Raw genomic sequence first — 22,401 nt, 5'->3', positions numbered from 1 at the left:
GCTCGGTTTCCGGTGGTGGGGTTAAAGCGGCATCGGTCACGAATGTCAGTTTAAGCTATGGAATCATGACGCATTCGGCATCGAACTTCCAACCGCACGAGAACGAGCCCCTCAGTGAGGCTACGACGCTGGCTCCCGGCATCACTCTGGTGGCAACGCCGCTGGGCAATATAGCCGATGCCTCCGACCGCTTGCGCGGTGCGCTTATCGACGCCGATATCATCGCCGCGGAAGACACCAGGCGGGCGCGCAACCTAGCCACAGCGCTGGGCATTTCCCCCAAGGGGAAGTTTGTTTCGAACTTCGATCACAACGAAGAGAGCCGCACTGAGTCGCTGATTCAGGCGGCGAAGGCGGGACAGAAAGTCATTGTGGTGACCGATGCGGGGATGCCGGTGGTGTCAGACCCCGGCCTGGCTGTGGTGGCGGCTGCTCACGACGCGGGTGTGCCGGTGTCCTGCGTACCGGGACCGAGCGCGGTGACTACCGCATTGGCTCTCAGCGGCTTGGGTGTCGGCCACTTCTGCTTCGATGGCTTTGCACCTCGTAAACAGGGGGCGCGCCGGGCCTGGTTGGAATCACTGAAGACAGAGAAGCGAGCCTGTTGTTTCTTTGAGTCGCCGCATCGATTGGCTGCCACGTTGGCGGATGCCGCGGAGATTTTAGGTGAGGAGCGGCGCGCGTCGGTAAGCCGTGAGTTGACCAAGCGCTTTGAAGAGACTCGCCGCGCGACGCTGGGAGAACTGGCTGCGTGGGCGGAAGAAGGTGTCCGCGGAGAAATTACGGTGGTGATTGAGGGCGCGGGGCAGCAGGCGACGGAGGTATCCACGGAGGACCTAGTTGACCGCGTGGAGGAGCTCGTGGCTGATGGCATGCGGTTGAAGGATGCCGCGAAGCAGGCTGCGGCGGAGGCTGGAATGACAAAGCACCGTGATCTCTATCAGGCGGTTTTGGCTGCTCGCGAGGAAAATCGTTAGGCGATTGTTACTTTGTGCCAGGAAATGCCCAGCGCACGACAGTGAACAGGGTAAACGCCATTATTGGCAGTTTTTGCAAGCTGGGAAAAAATGAAGAAAACCTGAGAAAACCCGCATTCTAAGTTGAAATCCCAGGTCAATGGTGGACATGGTGGAGGAATGACGAATCCACCAGAACATGAAATACAACAAGAAGTAGGGGAGTCGGTCGTTGGCGAAGTCAGGGCCGACGATTCTCACGCTCCCGTGAACCTCGGGGTTACCGTCCCCGCCATTGCCGCAATTCTGGCAATTATCGTCTGGGGACTGGTGTGGCCGGACAGTTTCTCCACGTTTGCATCTAGTTCTCTGAACTGGGTCGTGGAGAACACCGGCTGGCTGTTTATCTTGGCTAGTACCGTCTTTGTCTTCTTTATTGTGTCCATCGCGATTTCCAAGTTCGGTCACATCCGCCTGGGCAAGGACGCCGAGAAACCAGAGTTTTCCACACCTAGCTGGATTGCCATGATGTTCGCCGCCGGTATGGGCATCGGTCTGATGTTCTACGGCGTTGCTGAGCCACTGACCTTCTACCGCGAAGGTGTGCCGGGTCACCAGCCAAAGGAAGTCGGTACCGCCATGGCATCGACGATGTTCCACTGGACTCTGCACCCGTGGTCGCTCTACGCCATCGTCGGCCTTGCCATTGCTTACTCGACCTACCGTCTTGGTCGTAAGCAGCTGATTTCCGCGGCGTTCATCCCGCTTATCGGTGCACGTCGCGCTGAGGGATGGTTGGGCAAGCTTATCGACGCACTTGCGATTTTTGCCACCGTCTTCGGTACGGCAGCCTCTCTCGGTGTTGGTGTGCTGCAGATTTCCGCTGGTTTGGAGATCAACGGTTTCACTGCCATCAAGGGCACAAGTTTGTGGATTGGTCTTATCCTCATTCTGGGTTGTGCCTTTTTGGCTTCTGCGCTGTCGGGTGTGGGCAAGGGCATTCAGTACATTTCGAACTTCAACATGGTTGCCGCTGGCCTGCTGGCTCTGCTGGTGTTGGTCCTCGGCCCTACCGTGGTGATTCTGAACCTGATTCCGACTTCTATTGGTAGCTACCTGAATTCCTTCTTTGAGATGGCCGCCCGCTCCAGCGCTTCCGCTGACGGTACCGCCGGCGAATGGCTCTCGTCGTGGACAATCTTCTACTGGGCCTGGTGGATCTCCTGGTCGCCGTTTGTCGGTATGTTCATCGCGCGCATTTCTCGCGGCCGTACTATCCGTGAGTTCGTCTTCACCGTCGTCGCAGTTCCGTCGATTGTCTCTGCCGTATGGTTCTCCATCTTTGGCGGCACCGCCATTACTCGTGAGCAGCAGGGTGCTTCCATCTATGGCGACGGCTCGGCTGAGAGCCAGCTGTTCAACCTGCTGGAATCCCTGCCGGGTGGCGCGATTACTTCCGTCATCGCAATGGTTCTGCTGGCTACCTTCTTCATTACCTCGGCGGACTCCGCCTCCACGGTGATGGGCACCATGAGCCAGTTCGGTCGACTCACAGCATCGCGCACGGTCACTGCTATGTGGGGTATTTTCACCGCTCTGATTGCGATTGTCCTATTGGTCACCGGCGGCAGCGATGCCCTGTCCAACCTGCAGAACATCACCATTTTGGCGGCAAGCCCGTTCGTCATTGTTATCTTGGCGCTGATGGTGGCGCTGGTTAAGGGGCTTTCCGACGATCCGATGTACCTCGATGACAAGGAACAGCGTCAGTTTGCCCTGCGCATGGCTCGCGAGCGCCGCTTGGCGGAAGCGGCCGAACAGCGCGAACGCCGCCGTGCTCGTAAATTGCGCAACTAGCTTTCCAACAGCAGCGGTGCGGCCTTGGCCTCAATCTCGGCCCATTCGCCCTCGGGCGTAGACCCGATGGTGATGCCACCGCCGATGCCAGCTTCGACCCGAACTCTCCCCGAGTTCGGGTCTTTTGCATACTCAGCGGTACGAATGGCGACATTGAGCTCAAGTGCATCCCCGTGGGCCGCACCAATCGCGCCACAGTGAGCGCCACGGGGCTCGGGTTCCCACTCGCGCAGAAGCTCAATTGCTCGCAGCTTCGGTGTACCGGTGACTGAGGCCGGTGGGAAGCAGGCATCGATCAGCTCAGCGTGGCTGAGCTGATCGGGAAGTTCCGCGGAAACTGTGGAAAACAGGTGCCACACGCCCGGTGCCGGACGCACACTGAGCAGATCCGTGACCTTCACAGTGCCAGTTTTGGCCACCTGGCCGAGGTCGTGGCGCACCAGGTCGACAATCATGATGTTCTCGGCGACATCCTTATCGCTGCGCAACAGCTCATGCGGGGGCCGGTCAGCGGGAATCGTGCCTTTGATAGGAGTTTCAGTCACGCTTGTGCCAGCGCGGATGAGGAACTCCTCAGGACTCAGCGAGGCCAGAATTGGAATTCCAGCATCGAGGTTGCCGGGCAAGAATGCCGCTCGAGCCGGCTGATACCGCGCCACGCGGGAGGAAAACCACGCGCCGGCGTGGGCTAGTGCAGCATTGTCCACATCGACGTTCGTGCCCGATCCCGCATTCAGCTCCGCGTGAAAGCGTGTAGAGATGCAGGTTTGGTACACCTCGCCCGCGGCAATTGCTTCCTTACAGTTCTCCACTGCAAGCTGGTGGCGTTCTCGGTCGCCCTGATCCCACTCCAGTGGTGTGGCCGCGGGGAGCGCGTCGTCACGCGTGTTTTCGTGCGAGTATTTGATGGTCTCCTGAAGGGCTTGGAAATCCGGATTTGAGGGGTCACCGGTGCCGGGGCCGTCGAAATGCCACGTGCCGTCGTCGGCAAGCAATGCGACGCAGGCAGCGATCCCATGCGCGCTGGTGCCGGAGTAGGGGCGGAACCCAAATAGCCACGCATTGGGGTCGGGGCTGGTGAAAAGCGCTGTCGAATCGCAGGCGGTGAGCTCGACGTTAGCGGCGAGAACCGCGCGATAACCGAACCAGGAGCCGACGAGTGCGGCGGGGCGATGACCGGCGGCGATAAGACGAGCTAGCGCAGTGGTCGCGCGCGAAGTGAAGTCAGCGGCCGAGTCGGAGGAGGTGGACCGAGTGGACATAGGACATAAGCGTAGTGACTGCGCGAGCGCGCGATGACGCTAGGGGACAGTTCTTGGAAGACTTCATGAGGGCACAGTTCATCGTGATGGTAGGTCATCTATTACCCTGTTAGATATGTCTCGCATTTTCACAGCAGTTGCGTGGCCGTACGCTAACGGTCCGCGACATATCGGCCATGTTGCAGGTTTCGGTGTCCCCTCGGACGTTTTCGCTCGCTACCAGCGAATGATTGGCAATGACGTGCTGATGGTCTCCGGTACTGATGAGCATGGCACGCCACTGCTTGTGCAGGCGGAGAAGGAAGGCGTTTCTGTCCAGGAATTGGCCGACCGTTACAACCGCCAGATTGTGCAGGACCTCGCGGGTCTGGGGCTTTCCTACGACCTGTTTACGCGCACAACCACGCGCAACCACTACGCCGTTGTCCAGGAGCTCTTCCGTGGGCTCTACGAAAACGGCTATATGGTCAAGCAGACCACGATGGGTGCGATTTCCCCGTCGACCGGTCGCACCCTGCCGGACCGTTACATCGAAGGTACCTGCCCAATTTGTGGCGCTTCCGGTGCCCGCGGCGACCAGTGCGACAACTGCGGTAACCAGCTTGACCCGGCCGATCTGATTGATCCGGTGTCGAAAATCAACGGCGAGACCCCGAAGTTCGTTGAAACTGAGCACTTCCTGCTAGACCTGCCGGCTCTGGCAGAGGCCTTGACCGAGTGGCTGCAGGAGCGCAAGGACTGGCGCCCGAACGTGCTGAAGTTCTCCCTGAACATCCTGAAGGACATCCGTCCGCGTGCAATGAGCCGTGATATTGACTGGGGTGTGCCGATTCCGCTGGAGGGCTGGTCGGAAAACGGGACGAAGAAACTCTACGTTTGGTTCGACGCCGTCGTCGGTTACCTATCCGCTTCCATCGAGTGGGCCTGGCGCATTGGTGACCCGGAAGCGTGGCGCAAGTGGTGGAATGACCCGGAGGCGCTGTCCTACTATTTCATGGGCAAGGACAACATCACCTTCCACTCCCAGATTTGGCCGGCTGAGCTGCTGGGCTACCGTGGCGAGGGCTCCCGCGGGGGCGAGGTCGGGGAGCTCGGTGAGTTGAACCTGCCGACGGAGGTCGTCTCCTCGGAGTACCTGACCATGTCGGGCTCGAAGTTCTCCTCTTCCAAGGGCGTTGTCATCTATGTGAAGGACTTCCTGGCGGAGTTTGGTCCGGATCCGCTGCGCTACTTCATCGCGATGGCAGGCCCGGAGAACCAGGACACCGACTTCACCTGGGATGAGTTCGTCCGCCGCGTGAATAACGAGCTGGCCAACTCCTGGGGCAACCTGGTCAACCGCACCGTGTCCATGGCTTTCAAGAACTTCGGTGAGGTGCCAACTCCGGGCGAACTCACTGACGCTGACCGTGAACTGCTCGACCTGGCTGAGCGTTCCTTCGCCGAGGTCGGCGACGCGCTTGCGCTGTCCCGCTTCCGCGCCGGTATCACCGCCGCCATGCACTTGGTCGGAGAGGCCAACGCCTACATTGCTGCGCAGGAGCCGTGGAAGCTGGCGAAGGACGAGTCCCAGCGCGAGCGTCTCGCCACCGTGCTGTGGACAGCACTGCAGGTAGTCAGCGACGCCAATGTGCTGCTGACCCCGTACCTGCCGGAAAGCTCGCAGAAGGTCTTCGAGACCCTGGGCGGCGAGGGGATCTGGGCCGCAATGCCAGAAGTCCAGGAAGTCCAGGACGACATGCCGGTCGAACCGGTCGGCGCTGACCTGCCGGCAGAGGGTAGGAGCTACCCAATCATCACCGGTGACTACGTCAATCAGAAGGCCGCCTGGCGTCGCTTCGACATTGAGCCGGGTACGCAGCTTGCCAAGCCGAAGCCGATTTTCACCAAGCTCGACTCTGAGTTGGCTGAGCACGGCCCCGAGTGGGCACAGGTGAAGTAGGGGCTCAGTAGAGGTATGGGAAAGCGCAAACGCAAGATTGCAGAACCCGCGGAGTATCTCACTCCGCTGTTTGACGCCCACACGCATCTCGCGTCCTGTGGGGCGCAAACTCCGGAAGAGATTGCGGCGCTCATGGACCGGGCCGCCGCAGCGGGCGTCGTCGGAGTCTGCACGGTCGGCGATGGCATGCCGGAAACCGAACTGGCCTTTGCCGCTGCGCACGCGCACCCCAACGTCTGGGCCGCCGCCGCCATCCATCCGACGCGCGCGCACGAGCTTGACGACGACGCCAAGGCCCGCTTAACCGAAATGGCTGCCGACCCCAGGGTTGTGGCCGTGGGGGAGACGGGATTGGATTGGTACTGGCTGGATTCCCTCGACGGCTGCGCGTCGAAGAGCGAACAGCTGGCTGCGTTGCAGTGGCATATGGAGCTCGCAGCAACCGTCGGCAAGCCGTTGATGATTCATAACCGCGACGCCGATGAAGACCTGATGGCGGCGTTGGACGGCTACGACAATACGGTCATTTTGCACTGTTTCTCTTCGCCCATCGAGGTTGCCCGCGAAGCCATTGCACGCGGTTACCTGCTGAGTTTTACCGGCAACGTGACCTTCAAACGCAATGATTACCTGCGGCAGGCTGTGGCTGAGGCGCCGGCGGAGCAGCTGCTGGTGGAAACCGATGCCCCGTACATGACCGCGGAGCCTTTCCGAGGTGCGCGCAACGAGTCCACTTTTATCGGTCATCAGGCGCGTGCGATGGCCGCAGCCCGAGAAATCGGGGCGGAGGAGATGGCACAGATTTTGACGGATAATGCACGTCGGGTGTACGGCATTTAAGCACGTGCTGGCGTATTGCCGCCCCTGAGCTGTGGAAATGCAGCCGGGGCGGTTTGTTGTATTTCCCGTCACTTTTATCGATATATTTTAGACAACACTGAATCTTTACCGTACTGTTACAAACTGTATTTCTTTCATTTGCTAGCTGCCCCATCCTCCGAAAGGCTGTGACGAACCCCGTGAGTGCTGCGAAGAAGCGTCATCTCAATCGTGCTAATGACGGAGTCTCCACTTCGTCCAAGATTGCCGCAGGCGGTCTGGTCGCTGCTGTTGCTCTGGGTGGTACTGTCGCAGCATCCAACTATGACACCATCACCGTCGAAATCGACGGTAAGGTTGAGCAAATCGCAACCTGGTCCAAGGATGACAAGGCCATTCTGCAGAAGGCTGGTGTCGAAACCACCGGTGGCGACCTGGTTCAGCGTCAGGGCGATCTCACGGACGGCGGCAAGCTGGTCTACCGCTCTGCCAAGCCAGTCACGATGATTGTCGATGGCAAGCCGCAGGAGCACAAGACCAATGCCATCACTACCGATGAGCTGATTGAAGGTCTGAAGAAGCAGGGGCTCATCTCCGATAAGGACAAGGTCGAGGTCGAAAAGGGCGAGATTTCCGCTAAGGGAGTCGAACTCGACGTCGTTCGTGCCAAGAATATTGTGCTTCACGACGATGCCAAGGACATCGACCTGACCGTCCCGGCTATGACCGTCGGAGATGTGCTGGCTCAGCGTGGCATTGAACTGCGTGAAGATGACACCGTCGAGCCGGGTCTGGATGCTCCGGTCACCGAGGGGATGCGCATCGCTCTGTCTCGTCTGATTGATAAGACCATCACCGAGACTGAGGAGATTCCAGCTCACGAGAACATCATTGAAGATGATTCGATGTTCGAAGATGAGCGCATCGTTGAGCAGGAAGGTGAACCGGGCCAGGTAGAGCGTCAGGTCAAGGTCACCTCTCGCGATGGTGAAGAGCTCGGACGCGAGGTCCTGGAAGAAAAGGAGCTAAAGGCTCCGGGTATCTCCACTATTCGCCAGGGCACTAAGTCCCGCATTGCAGCTCCGGCTGCCGGCTACGGCGTGTGGGATCAGCTGGCTCAGTGTGAGTCCGGCGGCGACTGGGCTATCGATACCGGTAACGGTTTCTCCGGTGGTCTGCAGTTCACCGATTCCACTTGGGCAGCTTACGGCGGTACTGAGTATGCACCGCGTGCATCGCAGGCTTCCCGCGAGCAGCAGATTGCTGTCGCTGAGCGTGTCCAGGCTGGTCAGGGTTGGGGCGCATGGCCCGCTTGTACCGCTTCCATGGGGCTTCGTTAAAGCTAGTTCCGTCTAGCCATAACGAGCTAAGCCTATTTTTTGTGTTGACCCCGTAGTATCTAACTGTGACTAAAGCAGAAGTTTCTTTCTTGGGGCCGGTCGAAGTACGCGACTTGGCGGCGCAGTTGGATATTGTCCCGACGAAGAAATTGGGGCAGAACTTCGTCCACGACGCCAACACCGTGCGTCGAATTGTCGCTGCGGCGGACTTGCCGGAGGATTCCTACCCTGTTGAGGTTGGCCCCGGCTTGGGCTCGCTGACCCTCGGGCTGCTCGAACACTGCGGCCGCGCGGCGGCTGTTGAAATCGATTCGCGGCTGGCGGCGCGTCTGCCCCAGACAGTCACTGAGCGCGCTGAGGGCTGCGCGCTAGAGCTCATTGAGAAAGATGCGCTGAAGGTCAGCCGCGAGGACTTTCAGACCGCCCCAGATGCGCTGGTGGCCAATCTGCCATACAACGTTTCGGTACCGGTGCTGCTGCACATGCTTGCCGAGCTCCCCACCATCCGCCGTGTGCTCGTGATGGTGCAGTCCGAGGTCGCTGACCGGCTGGCGGCTCAGCCGGGCTCCAAGATCTACGGCGTCCCCAGCGTCAAGGCCGCCTACTACGGCACAGTGCGTCGCGCCGGTGCCATTGGTCCGCACGTCTTTTGGCCGGTCCCGAAGGTTGATTCCGGGCTTGTGCGCATTGACTGCTACGCCCGCTCCGACGCTCCTGAGAACTCCAATGCCGCCGATGCCCCCGAGGCTCCGTGGGAGATTTCGCCGCAATTCCGCGCGCGCCTTTTCCCGCTTATCGACGCTGCTTTTGCGCAACGCCGCAAGACCCTCCGTGCGGCCCTATCGGGGATTTACGGATCTGGTGCCGCAGCCGAAGAAGCGCTTATGGCAGCGGGGATTGACCCCAAGCAGCGAGGAGAGAAGCTCGAAATTGCCGATTTCGTTCGCCTCGCTGAGGTCTCACGAGACCAGCGCTTTTAATAAAGGACAGGCAATCTTTCCCCATGCACCGTGATGACACCCCCAGTAGGGCCGAGATCGGCCGGCGCGAACCGCGCAGCCTGGCTTGGACTAAGTTCTGGCCTGACGACGACGGCTGGGTGTGCAACTGCATAGTTTTCCGCGGTGACCGCTTGCTGCTTCTGCTGCGTGAATACGAGGGCTTCCTCGGGGGCCAGTGGGATTTGCCCGGTGGCAAGCTAGACGCGGGGGAGGAGCCCGTGGAGGCCGCTGTGCGCGAACTGCGTGAAGAGGCCGGCTTGCGCGCAGCGGAGGTCAGCGAATTTGCCCATTATTCCAATCCGGACTTGGGCGGGGAGAATTTCCGCTTCCACACGGTGACCTTTCTAGTACGCGAGGCCGACGACACGCAGAATGTCCAGCTCAGCGGCGAGCATCCGGAATTTAAATGGGTAACCCGAGAGCAGTTCGAGGAGCTGCCGGTGGCCTGGTATGTCCGGCGTGTGCTTGGCAACGTCGAATGGGGCACAATAAATACTCATCATGGCGAATCTGATTAATTGCGAGAATATTTCTAAGTCCTTCGGGCTCAAGACTCTGCTCGACGGCGTCAGCCTCGGTGTTCAAGAGGGCGACCGCATCGGCGTTGTCGGTTTGAACGGTGGCGGCAAGTCCACACTGCTGAAGATTCTGGCAGGCGTGGAGCCGGCGGACTCCGGACGTATCTCGCGAGCCAACGACATGGCCATGGCTCATGTCACCCAGGGCGCCGAGCTCGACCCGAATTCCACCGTGTTTGAGTGCGTCATTGCACCGCTGGGACTCGCTGAACACGAGTGGGCGGGTAACGCTTCCATCCGCGAGGTCCTCGATGGCATCGGTATCAATGACCTCGGTATGGATACCAAGGTCGCCAATCTCTCCGGTGGTGAGCGCCGTCGCGTTAACCTGGCGGCCGCACTGGTCCGAGATCTGGATCTGCTCATTCTCGATGAGCCAACGAACCACCTCGATATTGAGGGTGTGCAGTGGTTGGCCGATCATGTCCTTTCGCGCCGGGCAGCCCTGGTCGTCGTCACGCACGATCGTTGGTTCCTGGATACCGTTGCCACGAAGACGTGGGAAGTCCACGATGGTACCGTCGATTTTTACGATGGCGGTTACAACGACTGGACGTTCGCGCGTGCCGAGCGTGCGCGCCAAGCCGATGCCGCCGAGCAGCGTCGCCAGAACCTTGCGCGTAAGGAACTCGCGTGGTTGCGCCGGGGTGCGCCGGCCCGCACCTCGAAGCCTCGCTACCGCATCGAAGCAGCTGAGGCTCTCATCGCCGATGTCCCGGCGCCGCGTGATTCCGTGGAGTTGATGGCGTTTTCGCAGCGTCGACAGGGCAAGGTGGTCGTAGAGCTAGAGCATGCGTCCCTGGAAACGCCCGATGGTAGGGAATTGCTTAACGACGTCACGTGGCGTCTGGCCCCCGGCGAGCGCATTGGCCTGGTCGGTGTCAACGGCTCGGGTAAGACGACTTTGTTGCGCGCATTGGCGGGAGACTACCCCTTAAGCGATGGCAAGCGGATTGAGGGCAAGACGGTGCGCCTGGGTTGGCTGCGACAGGAGCTCGATGATCTGCCGCTGGATATGCGTGTGCTCGACGCTGTGGAGGACGTGGCGACCTACATTGACCTGGGCAAGAAGCAGATTAGCGCCTCGCAACTGGCGGAGCGACTGGGTTTTTCCCCGAAGCGGCAGCGCACCCCAATCGCAGACCTCTCCGGCGGTGAGCGCCGTCGCTTGCAACTCACACGCGTGTTGATGAGTGAGCCGAACTTCCTGCTGCTCGACGAGCCGACGAATGACCTGGATATTGACACGCTGCAGGAATTGGAAGATCTGCTGGACAATTGGCCGGGCACGTTGGTGGTCATCTCGCACGACCGCTACCTGATTGAGCGTATTGCCGACTCGACCTGGGCCCTCTTCGGCGATGGCGAGCTGACGAACTTGCCAGGCGGGATTAGTCAGTACCTCCAGCGTCGCGCACAGCTGGCTGACTCGGCCGCTAGTGGTGGTGCCTCTCAAGCAAATGCCGGTAGTCCGCAGACCCGTGGCGCAGCTTCAGAGGAGGATACCTCGAAGCTCTCGGCTGCGGAAGCTCATGCTGTCCAGAAGAAGATGAGTGCTCTGGAGCGGAAGATGGCGAAGCTCAGCCAGCAAGAAAGTGAACTGCATGCGCAGATGGCGGAAGCGAGTGCTGATGTAGCCAACTTGGACACACAAAAGCTGGCGGACCTCGATCGCCGTGCTGCGGAGGTGGTTGAGCAGAAGGCAGAGCTGGAGATGGAGTGGCTGGAGCTAGGGGAGCAGCTCGAGGGCTAGCATCTTACTTCAGCTACTAGCCGAACATTTTAGGTATGAGCCGGGTACTCGTGGTCAGCGTGCCCGGTTCTTTCAATTTGCACCGTGGCGTGTTCAATCCCGTGGACGTCGTGAAGCAGTGCCTGCGCACGGTCGAGCAATGCGTGCTCGTCGCCGTTGGGGAGCGTGTCACAGCGCACGAGGTGAACAGATGCCAGCAGGTCGCTGCCGTTGAGGGACCAGACGTGGAGATCGTGGACATCGACCACTCCCTCTAGGCCGGACAGGTCAGCAGTGATTTTCTCAGTGTCGACGCCCTTCGGGGTGTACTCCAGCAACACGTGGAGACAGTCGCGCACCAGAACGGCGGCTCGGGGGACGATGAAGAGCGCAATCACGATGGAGACCACAGAGTCGATGGCAGTCCAGCCGGTGTATGCGATAGCGATAGCGGAGATAATGACGGCAACCGAACCAGCGGCGTCGACAAGCACATGCAGATACGCACCGCGGACGTTGACGCTTTCCTTGGCAGCCCCCGCGAGCAGAAAGGCCGCAATAACATTGGTGAGCAGGCCGATGACCGCGATGATGAGCATCGACGTGGTCTGAATTTCCGATTGTTCTGGGGAGCCAAAACGCCGGATTGCGCCCCAGAGAATCACAGCGGCAATGATGAAAACTGTCAGACCGTTGATAAGAGCAGTCAGAACCTCAACACGACGGTACCCGTACGTCGCGCGGTGATTCGCACCGCGCTGGGCGATAGCCAAACCGGCAACTGCCATAAGCAGGCCCGCGGAGTCCGTCACCATATGGCCGGCATCTGCCAGCAACGCCAGCGAACCCGAAACCAAGCCACCGATGAGCTCGGCGAGAAATACGACAAGAGTCAGACCCGCAGCCACGAGCAGGCGACGGGCAGGAGTATTCGCGGGGTCAAAATGAGCGTGGTCATGGCCGTGTGAATGACCGTGTGAATGACCGTGGCCGTGCGAGTGGCCAGAGTGTTCAGTCGTGTCCATAACCCCTAATGGTAACAGGGTTATTCAGCCTCCGGAAGATAGCTATCCGCCCACGCATAAATCAGGTCAGCAGCGCGCGCGGCGGACTTAGCGCGAGTGAGCAAGTGGTCCGCGCGATCCAAGCTCATCAGAGATTTTGGATAGCGAGATACCTGGAAAATCTTCTGGGCGCTATCGATACCAACAGTCTGGTCGGTCGGGGAATGCAGAATAAGCAGCGGCTTGCGCAGCTGGCTGAGATAAACCTCCGGGTTGTAGTCCGCCAACACTTCCAAGAACTCACGGGAGATGGGAATGCCACGACCTTCAATCTGCAGAACCTGCGTGCCGTGCTCATCGACCGTCGAAATGTCACCGGCGATGCGCACAATCGAGTGTGCCGGATCGAAGGGTGCACCGATTGTCGCAACCGCCTTGACCTTCGGCATATCGTGGCCGGCGTTCAGCGCCGCTGCACCACCGAGCGAGTGCCCAATCAGTAGCGCGGGGGCCTCAAATTCTGCCTCCATGAACTCGTAGGCGGCCTTAAGATCATCGATGTTGGTCTGGAACGTCGTCTCACCGAAATCACCAGTGGACTGCCCGAGGCCAGTGAAGTCGAACCGGAATGCCGCAATGCCCTTCTTCGCCAGCGCCTTACAGGTGCGTGACGCGCCGGGCACCATCCGATTACACGTGAAGCAATGACCAAATAGCGCCCACGCGCGTGGCTGACCGTCCGGCAAATCAATTGATGCAGCCAGAGTCTCGCCGGTCGATCCCGTAAATTTTAGGTGCTTTGTTGGCATAGGTTATATCCGCGTCTCAGTGTGTGCTCAATGTGTGTACGTTTTCGCTTTACGACGCCCATTGTGGTGGCGACCGTACGCAATATTAAGCCCGGGTGCCACAAATAAGTGAGGGATTGGGCGAAAAATTCGACCAATCCCTCAATCTCCTAGTGGCTGTGAGTTAACGCACCGGAACCCCTGGCCCCAGCGGAATGCCCGCGAGGTACCACACGACAAAGAATAGGAACCAGCCCACCATCATGCACAGCGAGTACGGGATGGCCAGTGACATCAGCGTGCCGACACCCGCCGGCTTGTAGTACTTCTGCAGGAAGGTCAGCGCCAGCGCAAAGTATGGCGACATCGGTGTAATGATGTTGGTCGGGGAGTCACCAATACGGAATAGCTGCTGGGAGACCTCTGGGGAGACGTTGACGTACATCAGCATCGGTACCACGACCGGCGCCATCAGTGCCCACTGCGCGGAGCCAGAGGTAATCAGCAGGTTGAGAACAGCCACCATCAGGACGAAGGCAGCAAAGAGCAACAGCGGCGGCAGATCCGCCTTGGTCAGGAATTCGGAGCCCTTGATAGCGGTCCACTGGCCGATATTGGACCACTTGAAGTAGGCCGTGAACTGCGAGACGGCGAAGAAGAGCACCATCATTGTGGTCAGTGTGCCCAGGCCGCGTTCCATGAAGGCGGGCACGTCTGCTGAGGAGGTGATGGTTTTGGCACCGATGCCGTACGCAATGCCGACCACTGCGAAGAAGAGGGCGATGGACGCCACGACGTCGGTAAGCAGCACGGAATTCAAGATGCCGTCGCCTTCGCCGCGCAGAGGCGAACCCGGGATGAACAGGGCAGCGAACCAAAGCGCCAGGAAGATGACAGCGGCGATGTTGCCGTAGCGGAGGCCACGTCGTTCGGCATCGTTGAGGATTAGCTTGTCGCGGCCATTGCTGGAGCTGCTAGATGCGGTGTTCCGCTCCTCCTTCTTGGCGTTTTCCTCGGCAGCTTCCTCCGAAGCGCCCGGTTTGGTGAATTCCGCGGCATCGTGGTCAATGTGGTCGTCGTGGACGGTCTTCTCCACGTGCTTGGTAATAAACAGTTCAGTAACGGCGGTAATAATCAGAGCCAGCACAATCGACGAGGCCATAGTGAAGAAGTAGTTGGCCAGCGGTGAAACTACGTATTCCGGATCCACGAAGTGCGCTGCATGCGTGGAGATACCTGCCAGCAGCACATCGGTGATGTTGAGCACCAGTGACGAATTGAACCCGGCCGACGAGGCGGCAAAGGCGACCATCGCACCGACAATAGGGTTACGACCAACTGCGGCGAATGAGGCGGCACCCAGCGGAATGAGAATCACGTAGACGGCATCAGAAGCGATTGAACCAGTCACGCCGGCCAGTGCAACAATGAATGTCAGCAGGACAGGGGAGTGCACCTTGGAAATTGCCGCGCGGATTGCCGAGCCGATGTAACCGGAGTACTCCGCAATTGCGACACCGAGCATGCACACCAGAATCAGGCCAACTGGTGCGAAGTCCGTGAAGTTCGTTACCGCCTCAGAGACCATCTTTTGCAGGTACTCTGCGGTAGCAAGGCTTTCCACCTCGATGATGTCACCCGACGCGGGATCCTTGGCCTGCATACCCGCAGCCTCACCGAGCCACGAAGAAACGATGACTACACCGGCAAGAATCACGAATAGCCAAAATGGATTTGGCAGTGCGTTGCCGATACGTTCCAGTGTTGCTAGGAACCCCTTTGGCTTCGGTGGCGCTTTGTCCGGTTCCAACGTTTTTGACTGTCCCATATATATAAATCCCTCTGTGTTAGACGTTGGTAAAAGGTTAGGGGAAAGTAAGTTGCGTCACAACGTAAAAGGCCAGAGGCATATGTATGTCGGGTGCGAGCAGGCGCATAAGGGAAAGTTAAGGGAATAGCTAGGGAATAGCTGTAGTGCACCTTCTTCGACTAGAGTTAATCAGGTTATGGGCAAGAAGAAGTCGAAGAAAGAAAAGGTCAGCGCCAACAACGCGGTGGTGGCCACCAATCGTCGTGCCCGCCATGACTACAACATTCTGGACACCTACGAATGCGGTGTCGTTCTCGTGGGCACTGAGGTCAAGGCGCTGCGCGAGGGCAAAGCATCGCTTAATGACGCCTTCGCGACCATCGACGACGGCGAAGTGTGGCTCCGCGGGCTGCATATCCCGGAGTACTCCTACGGTTCGTGGACTAATCACTCACCGCGTCGCTCGCGCAAGCTGTTGTTGCACCGCAAGGAGATTGACACCCTGTGGGGCAAGGTCCGCGATGGCAACAACACGCTTGTACCCCTGAAGCTGTATTTCACCGACGGCCGCTTGAAGGTCGAGCTCGCACTCGCCCGCGGTAAGCAGGATTATGACAAGCGCCAGGACATCAAGCGCCGCACGGAGGAGCGCGAAGCTACTCGTGCGCTGGGCCGTCGTGTGAAGGGCATCAAGGGGTAAAAGAGGTCTTCATTAGAAGAAACCCTTTTTAGAAGGGGAACTCAGTCGCATCGACTGGGAGGATGAGTAGGCCAATGACGTTTTCGTGACGGTCAAAGGCAACTCGAGCCATCCATTCGCCAGCCTCATGTTTGAGGGTGGTGATGACGAGACTTGTGCCGAGAATCTTCGACAGGAGTTTCTGCGAGGTCGGTTCCTTAGTCCTGGTTCCCCCGAGGCTGGTGACTTGGGTGTCGTCGAAAGATTCGAACGCCCCAGTCTCGGTGAGAACATCTTCCCAGACAGAGTAGATAGTGGACCAGGGGAGATCCTTCCGGAGCTTTGGGGAAATCATGCTTACGGTTTCTGCTTCTTCGCCGTTGATGATGTGGCGAAGGAATTTTTCGCCGAGCTCGGCGATATGTGTAGTTTTTGTGGCAGTCATCAATTCTCCTGAAACGGGGTTTTGGACACTTCCGAACCGCTTGAATGCCGCTTGCCGGGAGATATTGAGTACATTTCCAATCTCTGCCCATGAATGGCCCGCTGCGCGAGCCTGCGCCACGGCATCTTCAAGTTCTTGTTCGGCAATGTTCGTTGCTTGCAGTCGGTGACGGATTGTCGTCAATGGATCCATGACTGCAGTCAACCATTGGTTGACGTCAGTGTCAACCCGGAGTTGACATTCGGGGGGGGCTGTGGGCCTTGCGGCGAAGCTTGTTGACTTTTCCCGTCGTAAAGCGTTATTCTTGAACATCCTTTGAGTGCTACGCACTTTCCCGTGCTCGAAGGCATTGTATGGGGCTGACATGGTTTCGACACCGTACAGTGAGCCAGGGGAAGCGTGCCGGTGCAGGCTAGAGACCACCGTTTAAGCGTCGTAGCAACTGATTAAGCGCCGAGAACACTCAGCGCGACTACGCTCTCGCTGCCTAATTAAGCGACTAGCGTGTCTGTCAGACCGGGCTTGCCCTTTGGTCCGGACCCTGGCATCGACTTAAAAGGGCTCGCCCGATGGGTGTGCCGTAAGGCTCATCGGGGATCTTCTTACTTGCGGCTGGGCCCGTCATTCGGACATGTTTGCCTGAGCCGAAGGGTCGAGTAGAGGCGATCGTGCGAACTGCGCACGGAGAAGCCCTGGCGAGTTGGCGGTGGACCCGAGTTCAATTCTCGGCAGCTCCACAAATGGAAATCCCCGGTCATTACGACCGGGGATTTTTCGTTGTACTTGAAGACGTCTGAGCGACGTCGAAAGACCTTAGAAGGTGCTCTTGTAGACGTTGGCGATAGTGGTGCCAGCAACTGCCGAACCGTGGAAGGTCGGGTGGTTGGTCATGTTGTAGGAAGCAACATCGGTATCCAGAATTGCGGAGACCTGACGCTCACCGTCCGGACCGCACATTGCGACGTCGATGTTGGTGACCTCCTTCATGTTGACGAAACCGATACCGGATTCAGCGGCAGCACGCATCTGGCGGTTCTGCAGAGCCATCTCAAAGTGGTGCATACCGGCAGCCGGAATGTGCGGTGCGAAACCTGCGGCGTTAACCGGGCAAGCGTAGTGAGTCGGGTCATTAGAGGTGAAAGCCGGGTAACCAATCAGCATGACGCGAGCAGTTGGGTTAGCGGCCTTGATCTTCTCCACAGCGGCCACAACGTTGGTGGTGTACAGGTCATCCTGAACCGGCATTGGCAGCACAGCGCCCTGCATCGCGTCATTGGCGCCAACGTAGATGGTTACCAGCTGGGTAGCCGGGCCGAGGGAGCCCTGAGCGATGGCGTTGTCAACCTGGCCCATCAGGGACTTCTGCGGCTGAGTCGGCATGAAAGCGGTAGTGCCATTGCAGGAGTAGTCGTGCAGTTCAAGACCAGTCTCACGAGCAACGTGAGAGCCGATGTTCGAGACCGAAATCGGGCAGCCACCACGGCCCGGTACGGCCGGGTCGGACTGACCCGGGTTAGCAGCGAAGGAATCGCCGAAGGCAACGTAGTTACCAGTAGGAAGAGCGTTGGCAACACCACCGGTCAGGAGGGAGGCTGCCAGCGCAGAAGCTGCAGCTGCCGAGGCTGCTGCACGGCGAACAACGTTGTTCTTCATAATTAAAAACCTCTTAGTTGAAAACCTATAGAAGGAAAAACTCGCGCTACACTCGCGATTTCTTCGCCACAGACCGTCCCTGGAAGAACCAAGTCCGACAGAACCAAGTCCGACAGAACCCTGAGCGGATACTTAGAGACGCGCCTTTATCACTTTGTTATACAACTAGGTTCTAAGTCCGATGTCAACCGGAATCAGCTAGTTATATGTATATTCGGCGCTTTCAATACCTCTTTTTGTCTCTTATCGCTGGTAGGTGGGTTTATGAGGCGCTTCCGAACGTGGAATACAACGCAGCGATGACACCATCGGCTACCCCAGAACCATCTTTTAGCTCAATCTCATCTTCAGCAAAGGGCCCACGCTCATCCAGTTCCGCCTCTGTGGGGCGAGGTTGGATCAGTGTTAGGTGTGGACCTTCGCTGATAACACCACTGAAAAGACGTGCCTGGCGAGCCGCCTCACCATCCGCCTGTGCCCGCACCTCGTCCAGGGATGCACCCTCAAAGCTGTCCGCCTGCTCCGGAGCGATGACCATTATTTCCTGCGCTAACACGGCACCGACGACACCTGCCGGCCACGATGTCCGAGCGATAAAGTCCGCCAACTCAGGGCTACCGCCTTCAATTCCCTCGGGGAGGGGTTCCTGCGCAACGACAGTCAATGGGGCGCTGTCAATCAGCTCGTCGGCAAGCACGTCGGCAAGCGCGGCGGTGGGGACGAGGGCGAAGAGGCTCGGAGCGCGGTCCCAACCTTCGGTGTGGACGTATTCGACAGCTTCGCGCACGGCGCGATTGAGTGCCTGCTGGCTGAGATGAGTCTGAGTGCCGTTGTTTTCGCTCATGACGCTTGACGACGCCCCTTTCCTGGCAACGCTGTATTAACAGCATCCTTAGTCAAATGTTAGGAACTTTATTTAGAGTAGATGACAGATAAGCGTACGACCGACTTACCAGCTCGCTGGCAAGTCAAGCTCAACTCGAACAGGAGAGACGTTGTCTCTAAACCAGACTCGACCGAGACGATCGGCGGGTGGCCGACCGGGGTGGCTGGCAATTACCGTGTTGGTGATTGCCGCGCTGACCTTTGTTATTCCAATCGCCGTCAATTTTTATACGGACTTTCAGTGGTTCGGTGAAGTGGGGTATCGAGGGGTATTCGCCACCACGTGGCTCACTCGTATCGTCCTGTTTATCACTGTAGGCCTGATAGCGGGCGCACTGACATTTCTATCTATGTGGCTGGCGTGGCGCTCGCGGCCCGTCGACCTCGGACTGACGGATCCACGCAGCCCGCAGGCAGTGTACCGACGGATGGCTGAATCCGGTTCGAAGTCGATGTTCACCACGCTGCCCGTTGTATTCGGCGTACTCGGTGGCCTTGTGGGGCAGGGTAATTGGCAGACGGTGCAGCTGTTCTTAAACCGGCAGTCCTTCGGTGAGACTGACCCGCAGTATGGCAAGGACTTGGGCTTCTACGCATTCCAGTTGCCGCTGTGGTCGTACATCGTTTCGACGCTGGTTGTCCTGGTAGTTATTGCGTTCCTGCTGTCGCTGGTGACGCATTACTTCCTTGGTGGCATCCGCCCAGGTAACCCGACTACAGGGGAGAAGACCCGCGTTTCCAATGCGGCTCGTGCGCAGTTGGCGTGCTGGGCCGGTGTTTTCATGCTGCTCAAGGCTGTGTCTTACTGGCTGGACCGCTATGAGCTGCTGAATAACAAGCAGAAGACCTTCACCGGTGGTTCCTACACCGATATCAATGCGCTGCTGCCGGCGAAGATTACGCTGCTGGTCATCGCAATCGTCGTGGCCGCTGCATTCTTCGCGGCCATTTTCCTGCGCAATCTTTCGATCCCGGCGTTTGCCACCGTGCTGATGTTGGTTTCCGCAGGTCTGATTGGCGTGGCCTGGCCGATGGCAGTTGAGCAGTTCTCAGTTAACCCGAACCGCGCTTCCAAGGAACGCGAATACATTGCGCGCAATATTGAATCGACGCGCTACCACTACGGGCTTACCGACGACAAGGTGAAGGTCGAGCGCGACTGGGGCGTTCCGGCTGAAAAGGAAGGCGATAAGGAAGCCGCGAAGGAAGGTGCGGACTCGATTTCCCGCGATGCCGCTACTCTGGCCAATATCCGAATCCTGGATCCGGAAGTGCTGCCACGTACCTTCACGCAGCAGCGTCAGCTGAAGAACTTCTATGGTTTCTCCGATCCGCTTGCCATTGACCGCTACCAGATCGATGGCGCGTCCCGTGACTTCATCGTCGCTGCTCGTGAACTGAACCCGCAGACGCTGCAGGGTAACCAGACTGACTGGATCAACCGTCACACGGTCTATACCCACGGCAATGGTTTCGTTGCTGCGCCGGCTAATAAGGTCGACGAGGTTGCCTCCGAGTCCGGTTCCGCCCGCGGCGGTTACCCGCTGTACACCGTGGCTGACCTGTTCGAGTCCGAGGACCCGAACGGCATGAACCTGAACCTGAAGCAGCCGCGTATCTACTACGGCCCGGTTATCGCCAACAGCGATGCCGACTATGCGATTGTTGGCGGTAACGGTGACGGCAAGGACTATGAGTACGATGCCGACGGCCGTAACTTCACCTACGACGGTGAGGGCGGTGTTGGCGTAGGCGGACTTGCCAGCCGCATGATTTTCGCCACCCGTTACCAGGAGCTCAACATCCTGCTGTCCGACCGCATTGGGCCGGACTCCAAGATCATCTACAACCGCGATCCGCGTGACCGTGTTCAGAAGGTCGCCCCGTGGCTGACTACTGACACCAAGACCTACCCGGCTGTAGTCGATGGCCGTATGAAGTGGATTGTCGACGGCTACACCACGCTGGCCAAGATGCCGTACTCCCAGCGCATGAGCCTCCAGGAGACCACGCAGGACTCCATTAACCCGGATGGCACTCCACGCCCGCTGCCGAACAGCGAGGTCAGCTACATCCGCAACTCGGTCAAGGCGACCGTCGATGCCTACGATGGCACCGTTGAGCTCTACGAGTTCGATGAGAAGGATCCGGTGCTCAAGGCCTGGGAGGGTGTCTTCCCGGATGTGGTGAAGCCAAAGTCGGAGATTTCCGAGGAGCTGCAGGAGCACCTGCGCTACCCGGAGGACTTGTTTAAGGTTCAGCGTGAGCTGATGGCCAAGTACCACGTCAGCGATCCGGGCGTGTTCTTCGCCAATGACTCCTTCTGGTCCGTCCCGTCCGATCCGACCGCGCCGGAAGAGCAGAACCTCTCCCAGCCGCCGTACTACGTTGTCGCTTCCGATCCGAAGACCGGAAAGCCGAGCTTCCAGCTGATTTCCGCCTTCCGCGGTCTGGAGCGCGAGTTCCTCGCCGCCCAGATGAGCGCTTCCTCCGATCCGGAGACGTACGGTCAGATCACCATCCGTGCCCTGCCGACCAACACCCAGACCATGGGTCCGCGTCAGGCGCAGGACACGATGATGTCCGCAGATGAGGTCGCCCAGGACCGTACTCTGCTCGAGGGCACGAACGTGGTCACCAACGGTAACCTGCTGACGCTGCCGGTCGGCGATGGCGAGATTCTCTACGTCGAACCGGTCTACACCCAGCGCAAGGGCCAGGAGACCGCATTCCCGAAGCTGCTGCGTATTCTCGTCGCTTACCGCGGTCAGGTGGGCTATGGCGCCACGGTCACTGAGGCTCTGAGTCAGGTCGGTATCGATGCTTCCGCCGCGACCAAGGTCCGCGGTGAGGAAGAGACTGAGGAGCAGTCGGCGGATAAGGACAAGGATGCCGCCGACGCTGAGTCCGACGACGAGGCACCGAAGGAAGAGCGCAAGGTTGATGTCGCCGCGCGTGACGACGCCGCTCGCCGTATCTCCGACGCACTGCAAAAGCTTAACGACGCTCAGAAGAACGGTGACTACGCGGCACAGGGCCAGGCACTTGCCGAGCTCGACCGCGCTGCCGCTGACTACCAGAAGGCCAACGGCCAGTAAGACGTGCAACGAGTAGTTAACCGAGAATCATAGGTTTCTATGGTCCGAAGACTCCCTAGGTTGTAGCGAAATTGGCTATGACCTGGGGATTGGTCTTTGTTGGGAGCGTCGTGCTACAGTTACTTCTCGTTGGTCAGAGAGACCAGCGCCCGCTGTGAGTGCTTGTAAAAGCCAGGACAGTTGACGCGGGGTGGAGCAGCTCGGTAGCTCGCTGGGCTCATAACCCAGAGGTCGTAGGTTCGAATCCTGCCCCCGCCACTAAGAAGAGACCCCTACCGGTGCAACGCCGGTAGGGGTCTTCTTTATTCTGGGGCCAAATCACCGTTTTTCACCGTTTTTTTTGGGGGGGGGTAAGTCGTTGGGTAGCCGTTGGGTCTGACGAACTCGCGCACTGCACAACCGGGCATTAAAGGGGCGGCCATCAGAAATGCGGTGTGAGGCGCTGCTCGATTAGTCGGCCTGAAGGTACTTAGCTTGAGGGGGTGCTGGGTTGATTCCGGTCGATTTGCCTCAGCTCATGTACGCGCTGCTGGCTTTCGGTTTCACATATCG

The 22,401-nt window shown here is 58.8% G+C and carries 17 protein-coding genes, 1 tRNA gene and 1 other RNA gene; 12 read left to right on the top strand and 7 right to left on the bottom strand.

Annotation, left to right across the window (positions count from 1 at the left end; genetic code table 11):
- Nucleotides 1-65: 65 nt before the first annotated feature.
- Together rsmI and CRD18_RS07015 are read left to right on the top strand one after the other, a co-directional pair.
- Nucleotides 66-977: a 16S rRNA (cytidine(1402)-2'-O)-methyltransferase gene (gene rsmI / locus CRD18_RS07020; protein ID WP_016423259.1), complete on the top strand. Its 912-nt coding sequence runs from the start codon at nucleotides 66-68 to the stop codon at nucleotides 975-977.
- A gap of 159 nt (nucleotides 978-1,136) precedes the next feature.
- The gene (locus CRD18_RS07015) at nucleotides 1,137-2,813 is read left to right on the top strand and encodes a BCCT family transporter (RefSeq protein ID WP_016423258.1); all 1,677 of its coding nucleotides are present in this window, start codon (nucleotides 1,137-1,139) and stop codon (nucleotides 2,811-2,813) included.
- Here CRD18_RS07015 and CRD18_RS07010 read toward each other — a convergent pair.
- Nucleotides 2,810-4,075 carry an aminodeoxychorismate synthase component I gene (locus tag CRD18_RS07010; protein WP_016423257.1) on the bottom strand — a complete coding sequence of 422 codons (1,266 nt, stop codon included), beginning with the start codon at nucleotides 4,073-4,075 and terminating at the stop codon, nucleotides 2,810-2,812. The genes CRD18_RS07015 and CRD18_RS07010 overlap by 4 nt on opposite strands.
- 115 nt (nucleotides 4,076-4,190) lie before the next feature.
- On the opposite strand from CRD18_RS07010, the gene metG reads away from it, so the two are divergent.
- The 6 genes from metG (at nucleotide 4,191) to CRD18_RS06980 (ending at nucleotide 11,508) form a co-directional block, all read left to right on the top strand.
- Nucleotides 4,191-6,017 (top strand): methionine--tRNA ligase, encoded by a 1,827-nt coding sequence (metG, locus tag CRD18_RS07005; protein ID WP_070601717.1) that lies wholly within the window; start codon nucleotides 4,191-4,193, stop codon nucleotides 6,015-6,017.
- Between the two features lie 15 nt (nucleotides 6,018-6,032).
- Nucleotides 6,033-6,857: a TatD family hydrolase gene (locus tag CRD18_RS07000; protein WP_049171274.1), complete on the top strand. Its 825-nt coding sequence runs from the start codon at nucleotides 6,033-6,035 to the stop codon at nucleotides 6,855-6,857.
- A 167-nt stretch (nucleotides 6,858-7,024) separates the two neighbouring features.
- Entirely contained in the window at nucleotides 7,025-8,176 is a 1,152-nt protein-coding gene (locus CRD18_RS11180) for a resuscitation-promoting factor (RefSeq protein ID WP_272715417.1), read from the top strand.
- A gap of 65 nt (nucleotides 8,177-8,241) precedes the next feature.
- Nucleotides 8,242-9,156 carry a 16S rRNA (adenine(1518)-N(6)/adenine(1519)-N(6))-dimethyltransferase RsmA gene (gene rsmA, locus CRD18_RS06990; RefSeq protein WP_049193062.1) on the top strand — a complete coding sequence of 305 codons (915 nt, stop codon included), beginning with the start codon at nucleotides 8,242-8,244 and terminating at the stop codon, nucleotides 9,154-9,156.
- 23 nt (nucleotides 9,157-9,179) lie between these two features.
- Nucleotides 9,180-9,695 (top strand): NUDIX hydrolase, encoded by a 516-nt coding sequence (locus CRD18_RS06985; protein WP_070429942.1) that lies wholly within the window; start codon nucleotides 9,180-9,182, stop codon nucleotides 9,693-9,695.
- On the top strand, nucleotides 9,679-11,508 hold the full coding sequence (locus tag CRD18_RS06980; protein WP_049171263.1) for an ABC-F family ATP-binding cassette domain-containing protein: 1,830 nt from the start codon (nucleotides 9,679-9,681) through the stop codon (nucleotides 11,506-11,508). Before CRD18_RS06985 ends, CRD18_RS06980 begins: the two co-directional genes overlap by 17 nt.
- 29 nt (nucleotides 11,509-11,537) lie before the next feature.
- Here CRD18_RS06980 and CRD18_RS06975 read toward each other — a convergent pair whose 3' ends face one another.
- From CRD18_RS06975 to CRD18_RS06965, 3 genes are all read right to left on the bottom strand, one after another.
- A complete protein-coding gene (locus tag CRD18_RS06975; RefSeq protein ID WP_070652977.1) occupies nucleotides 11,538-12,512 on the bottom strand; it encodes a cation diffusion facilitator family transporter in 975 nt (324 codons plus the stop codon).
- 20 nt (nucleotides 12,513-12,532) lie between these two features.
- Nucleotides 12,533-13,300, bottom strand: a complete 768-nt coding sequence (locus tag CRD18_RS06970; protein WP_049193066.1) for a S9 family peptidase — start codon at nucleotides 13,298-13,300, stop codon at nucleotides 12,533-12,535.
- 163 nt (nucleotides 13,301-13,463) lie between these two features.
- Nucleotides 13,464-15,107, bottom strand: a complete 1,644-nt coding sequence (locus tag CRD18_RS06965) for an AbgT family transporter (protein WP_083295722.1) — start codon at nucleotides 15,105-15,107, stop codon at nucleotides 13,464-13,466.
- Nucleotides 15,108-15,285: 178 nt separating this feature from the next.
- Here CRD18_RS06965 and smpB point away from each other — a divergent pair, with 178 nt between their 5' ends.
- Complete coding sequence (gene smpB / locus CRD18_RS06960) at nucleotides 15,286-15,789, top strand: SsrA-binding protein SmpB (protein ID WP_038626299.1); 504 nt, start codon at nucleotides 15,286-15,288, stop codon at nucleotides 15,787-15,789.
- A gap of 28 nt (nucleotides 15,790-15,817) precedes the next feature.
- On the opposite strand, the gene CRD18_RS06955 is transcribed toward smpB, so the two are convergent.
- Nucleotides 15,818-16,405, bottom strand: coding sequence for a hypothetical protein (locus CRD18_RS06955; protein ID WP_049171250.1), 588 nt, complete (start codon nucleotides 16,403-16,405; stop codon nucleotides 15,818-15,820).
- A gap of 163 nt (nucleotides 16,406-16,568) precedes the next feature.
- On the opposite strand from CRD18_RS06955, the gene ssrA reads away from it, so the two are divergent.
- Nucleotides 16,569-16,953: a transfer-messenger RNA gene (gene ssrA, locus CRD18_RS06950) on the top strand.
- 73 nt (nucleotides 16,954-17,026) lie between these two features.
- Here the strand turns inward: ssrA and CRD18_RS06945 are convergent.
- Together CRD18_RS06945 and CRD18_RS06940 are read right to left on the bottom strand one after the other, a co-directional pair.
- The gene (locus CRD18_RS06945; RefSeq protein ID WP_048733544.1) at nucleotides 17,027-17,866 is read right to left on the bottom strand and encodes a GDSL-type esterase/lipase family protein; all 840 of its coding nucleotides are present in this window, start codon (nucleotides 17,864-17,866) and stop codon (nucleotides 17,027-17,029) included.
- Between the two features lie 262 nt (nucleotides 17,867-18,128).
- On the bottom strand, nucleotides 18,129-18,710 hold the full coding sequence (locus tag CRD18_RS06940; protein ID WP_016423245.1) for a PPA1309 family protein: 582 nt from the start codon (nucleotides 18,708-18,710) through the stop codon (nucleotides 18,129-18,131).
- Between the two features lie 151 nt (nucleotides 18,711-18,861).
- On the opposite strand from CRD18_RS06940, the gene CRD18_RS06935 reads away from it, so the two are divergent.
- Together CRD18_RS06935 and CRD18_RS06930 are read left to right on the top strand one after the other, a co-directional pair.
- Nucleotides 18,862-21,849, top strand: a complete 2,988-nt coding sequence (locus CRD18_RS06935) for a UPF0182 family protein (protein WP_070605175.1) — start codon at nucleotides 18,862-18,864, stop codon at nucleotides 21,847-21,849.
- A 184-nt stretch (nucleotides 21,850-22,033) separates the two neighbouring features.
- Nucleotides 22,034-22,107: transfer RNA gene (locus CRD18_RS06930), tRNA-Met, on the top strand.
- The last annotated feature ends 294 nt before the right edge of the window (nucleotides 22,108-22,401 follow it).

Source organism: Corynebacterium sp. LK31 (assembly GCF_014335015.1).
Taxonomy (GTDB): Bacteria; Actinomycetota; Actinomycetes; order Mycobacteriales; family Mycobacteriaceae; genus Corynebacterium; species Corynebacterium jeikeium_D.
This window is presented reverse-complemented; position numbering and strand designations above follow the sequence as displayed.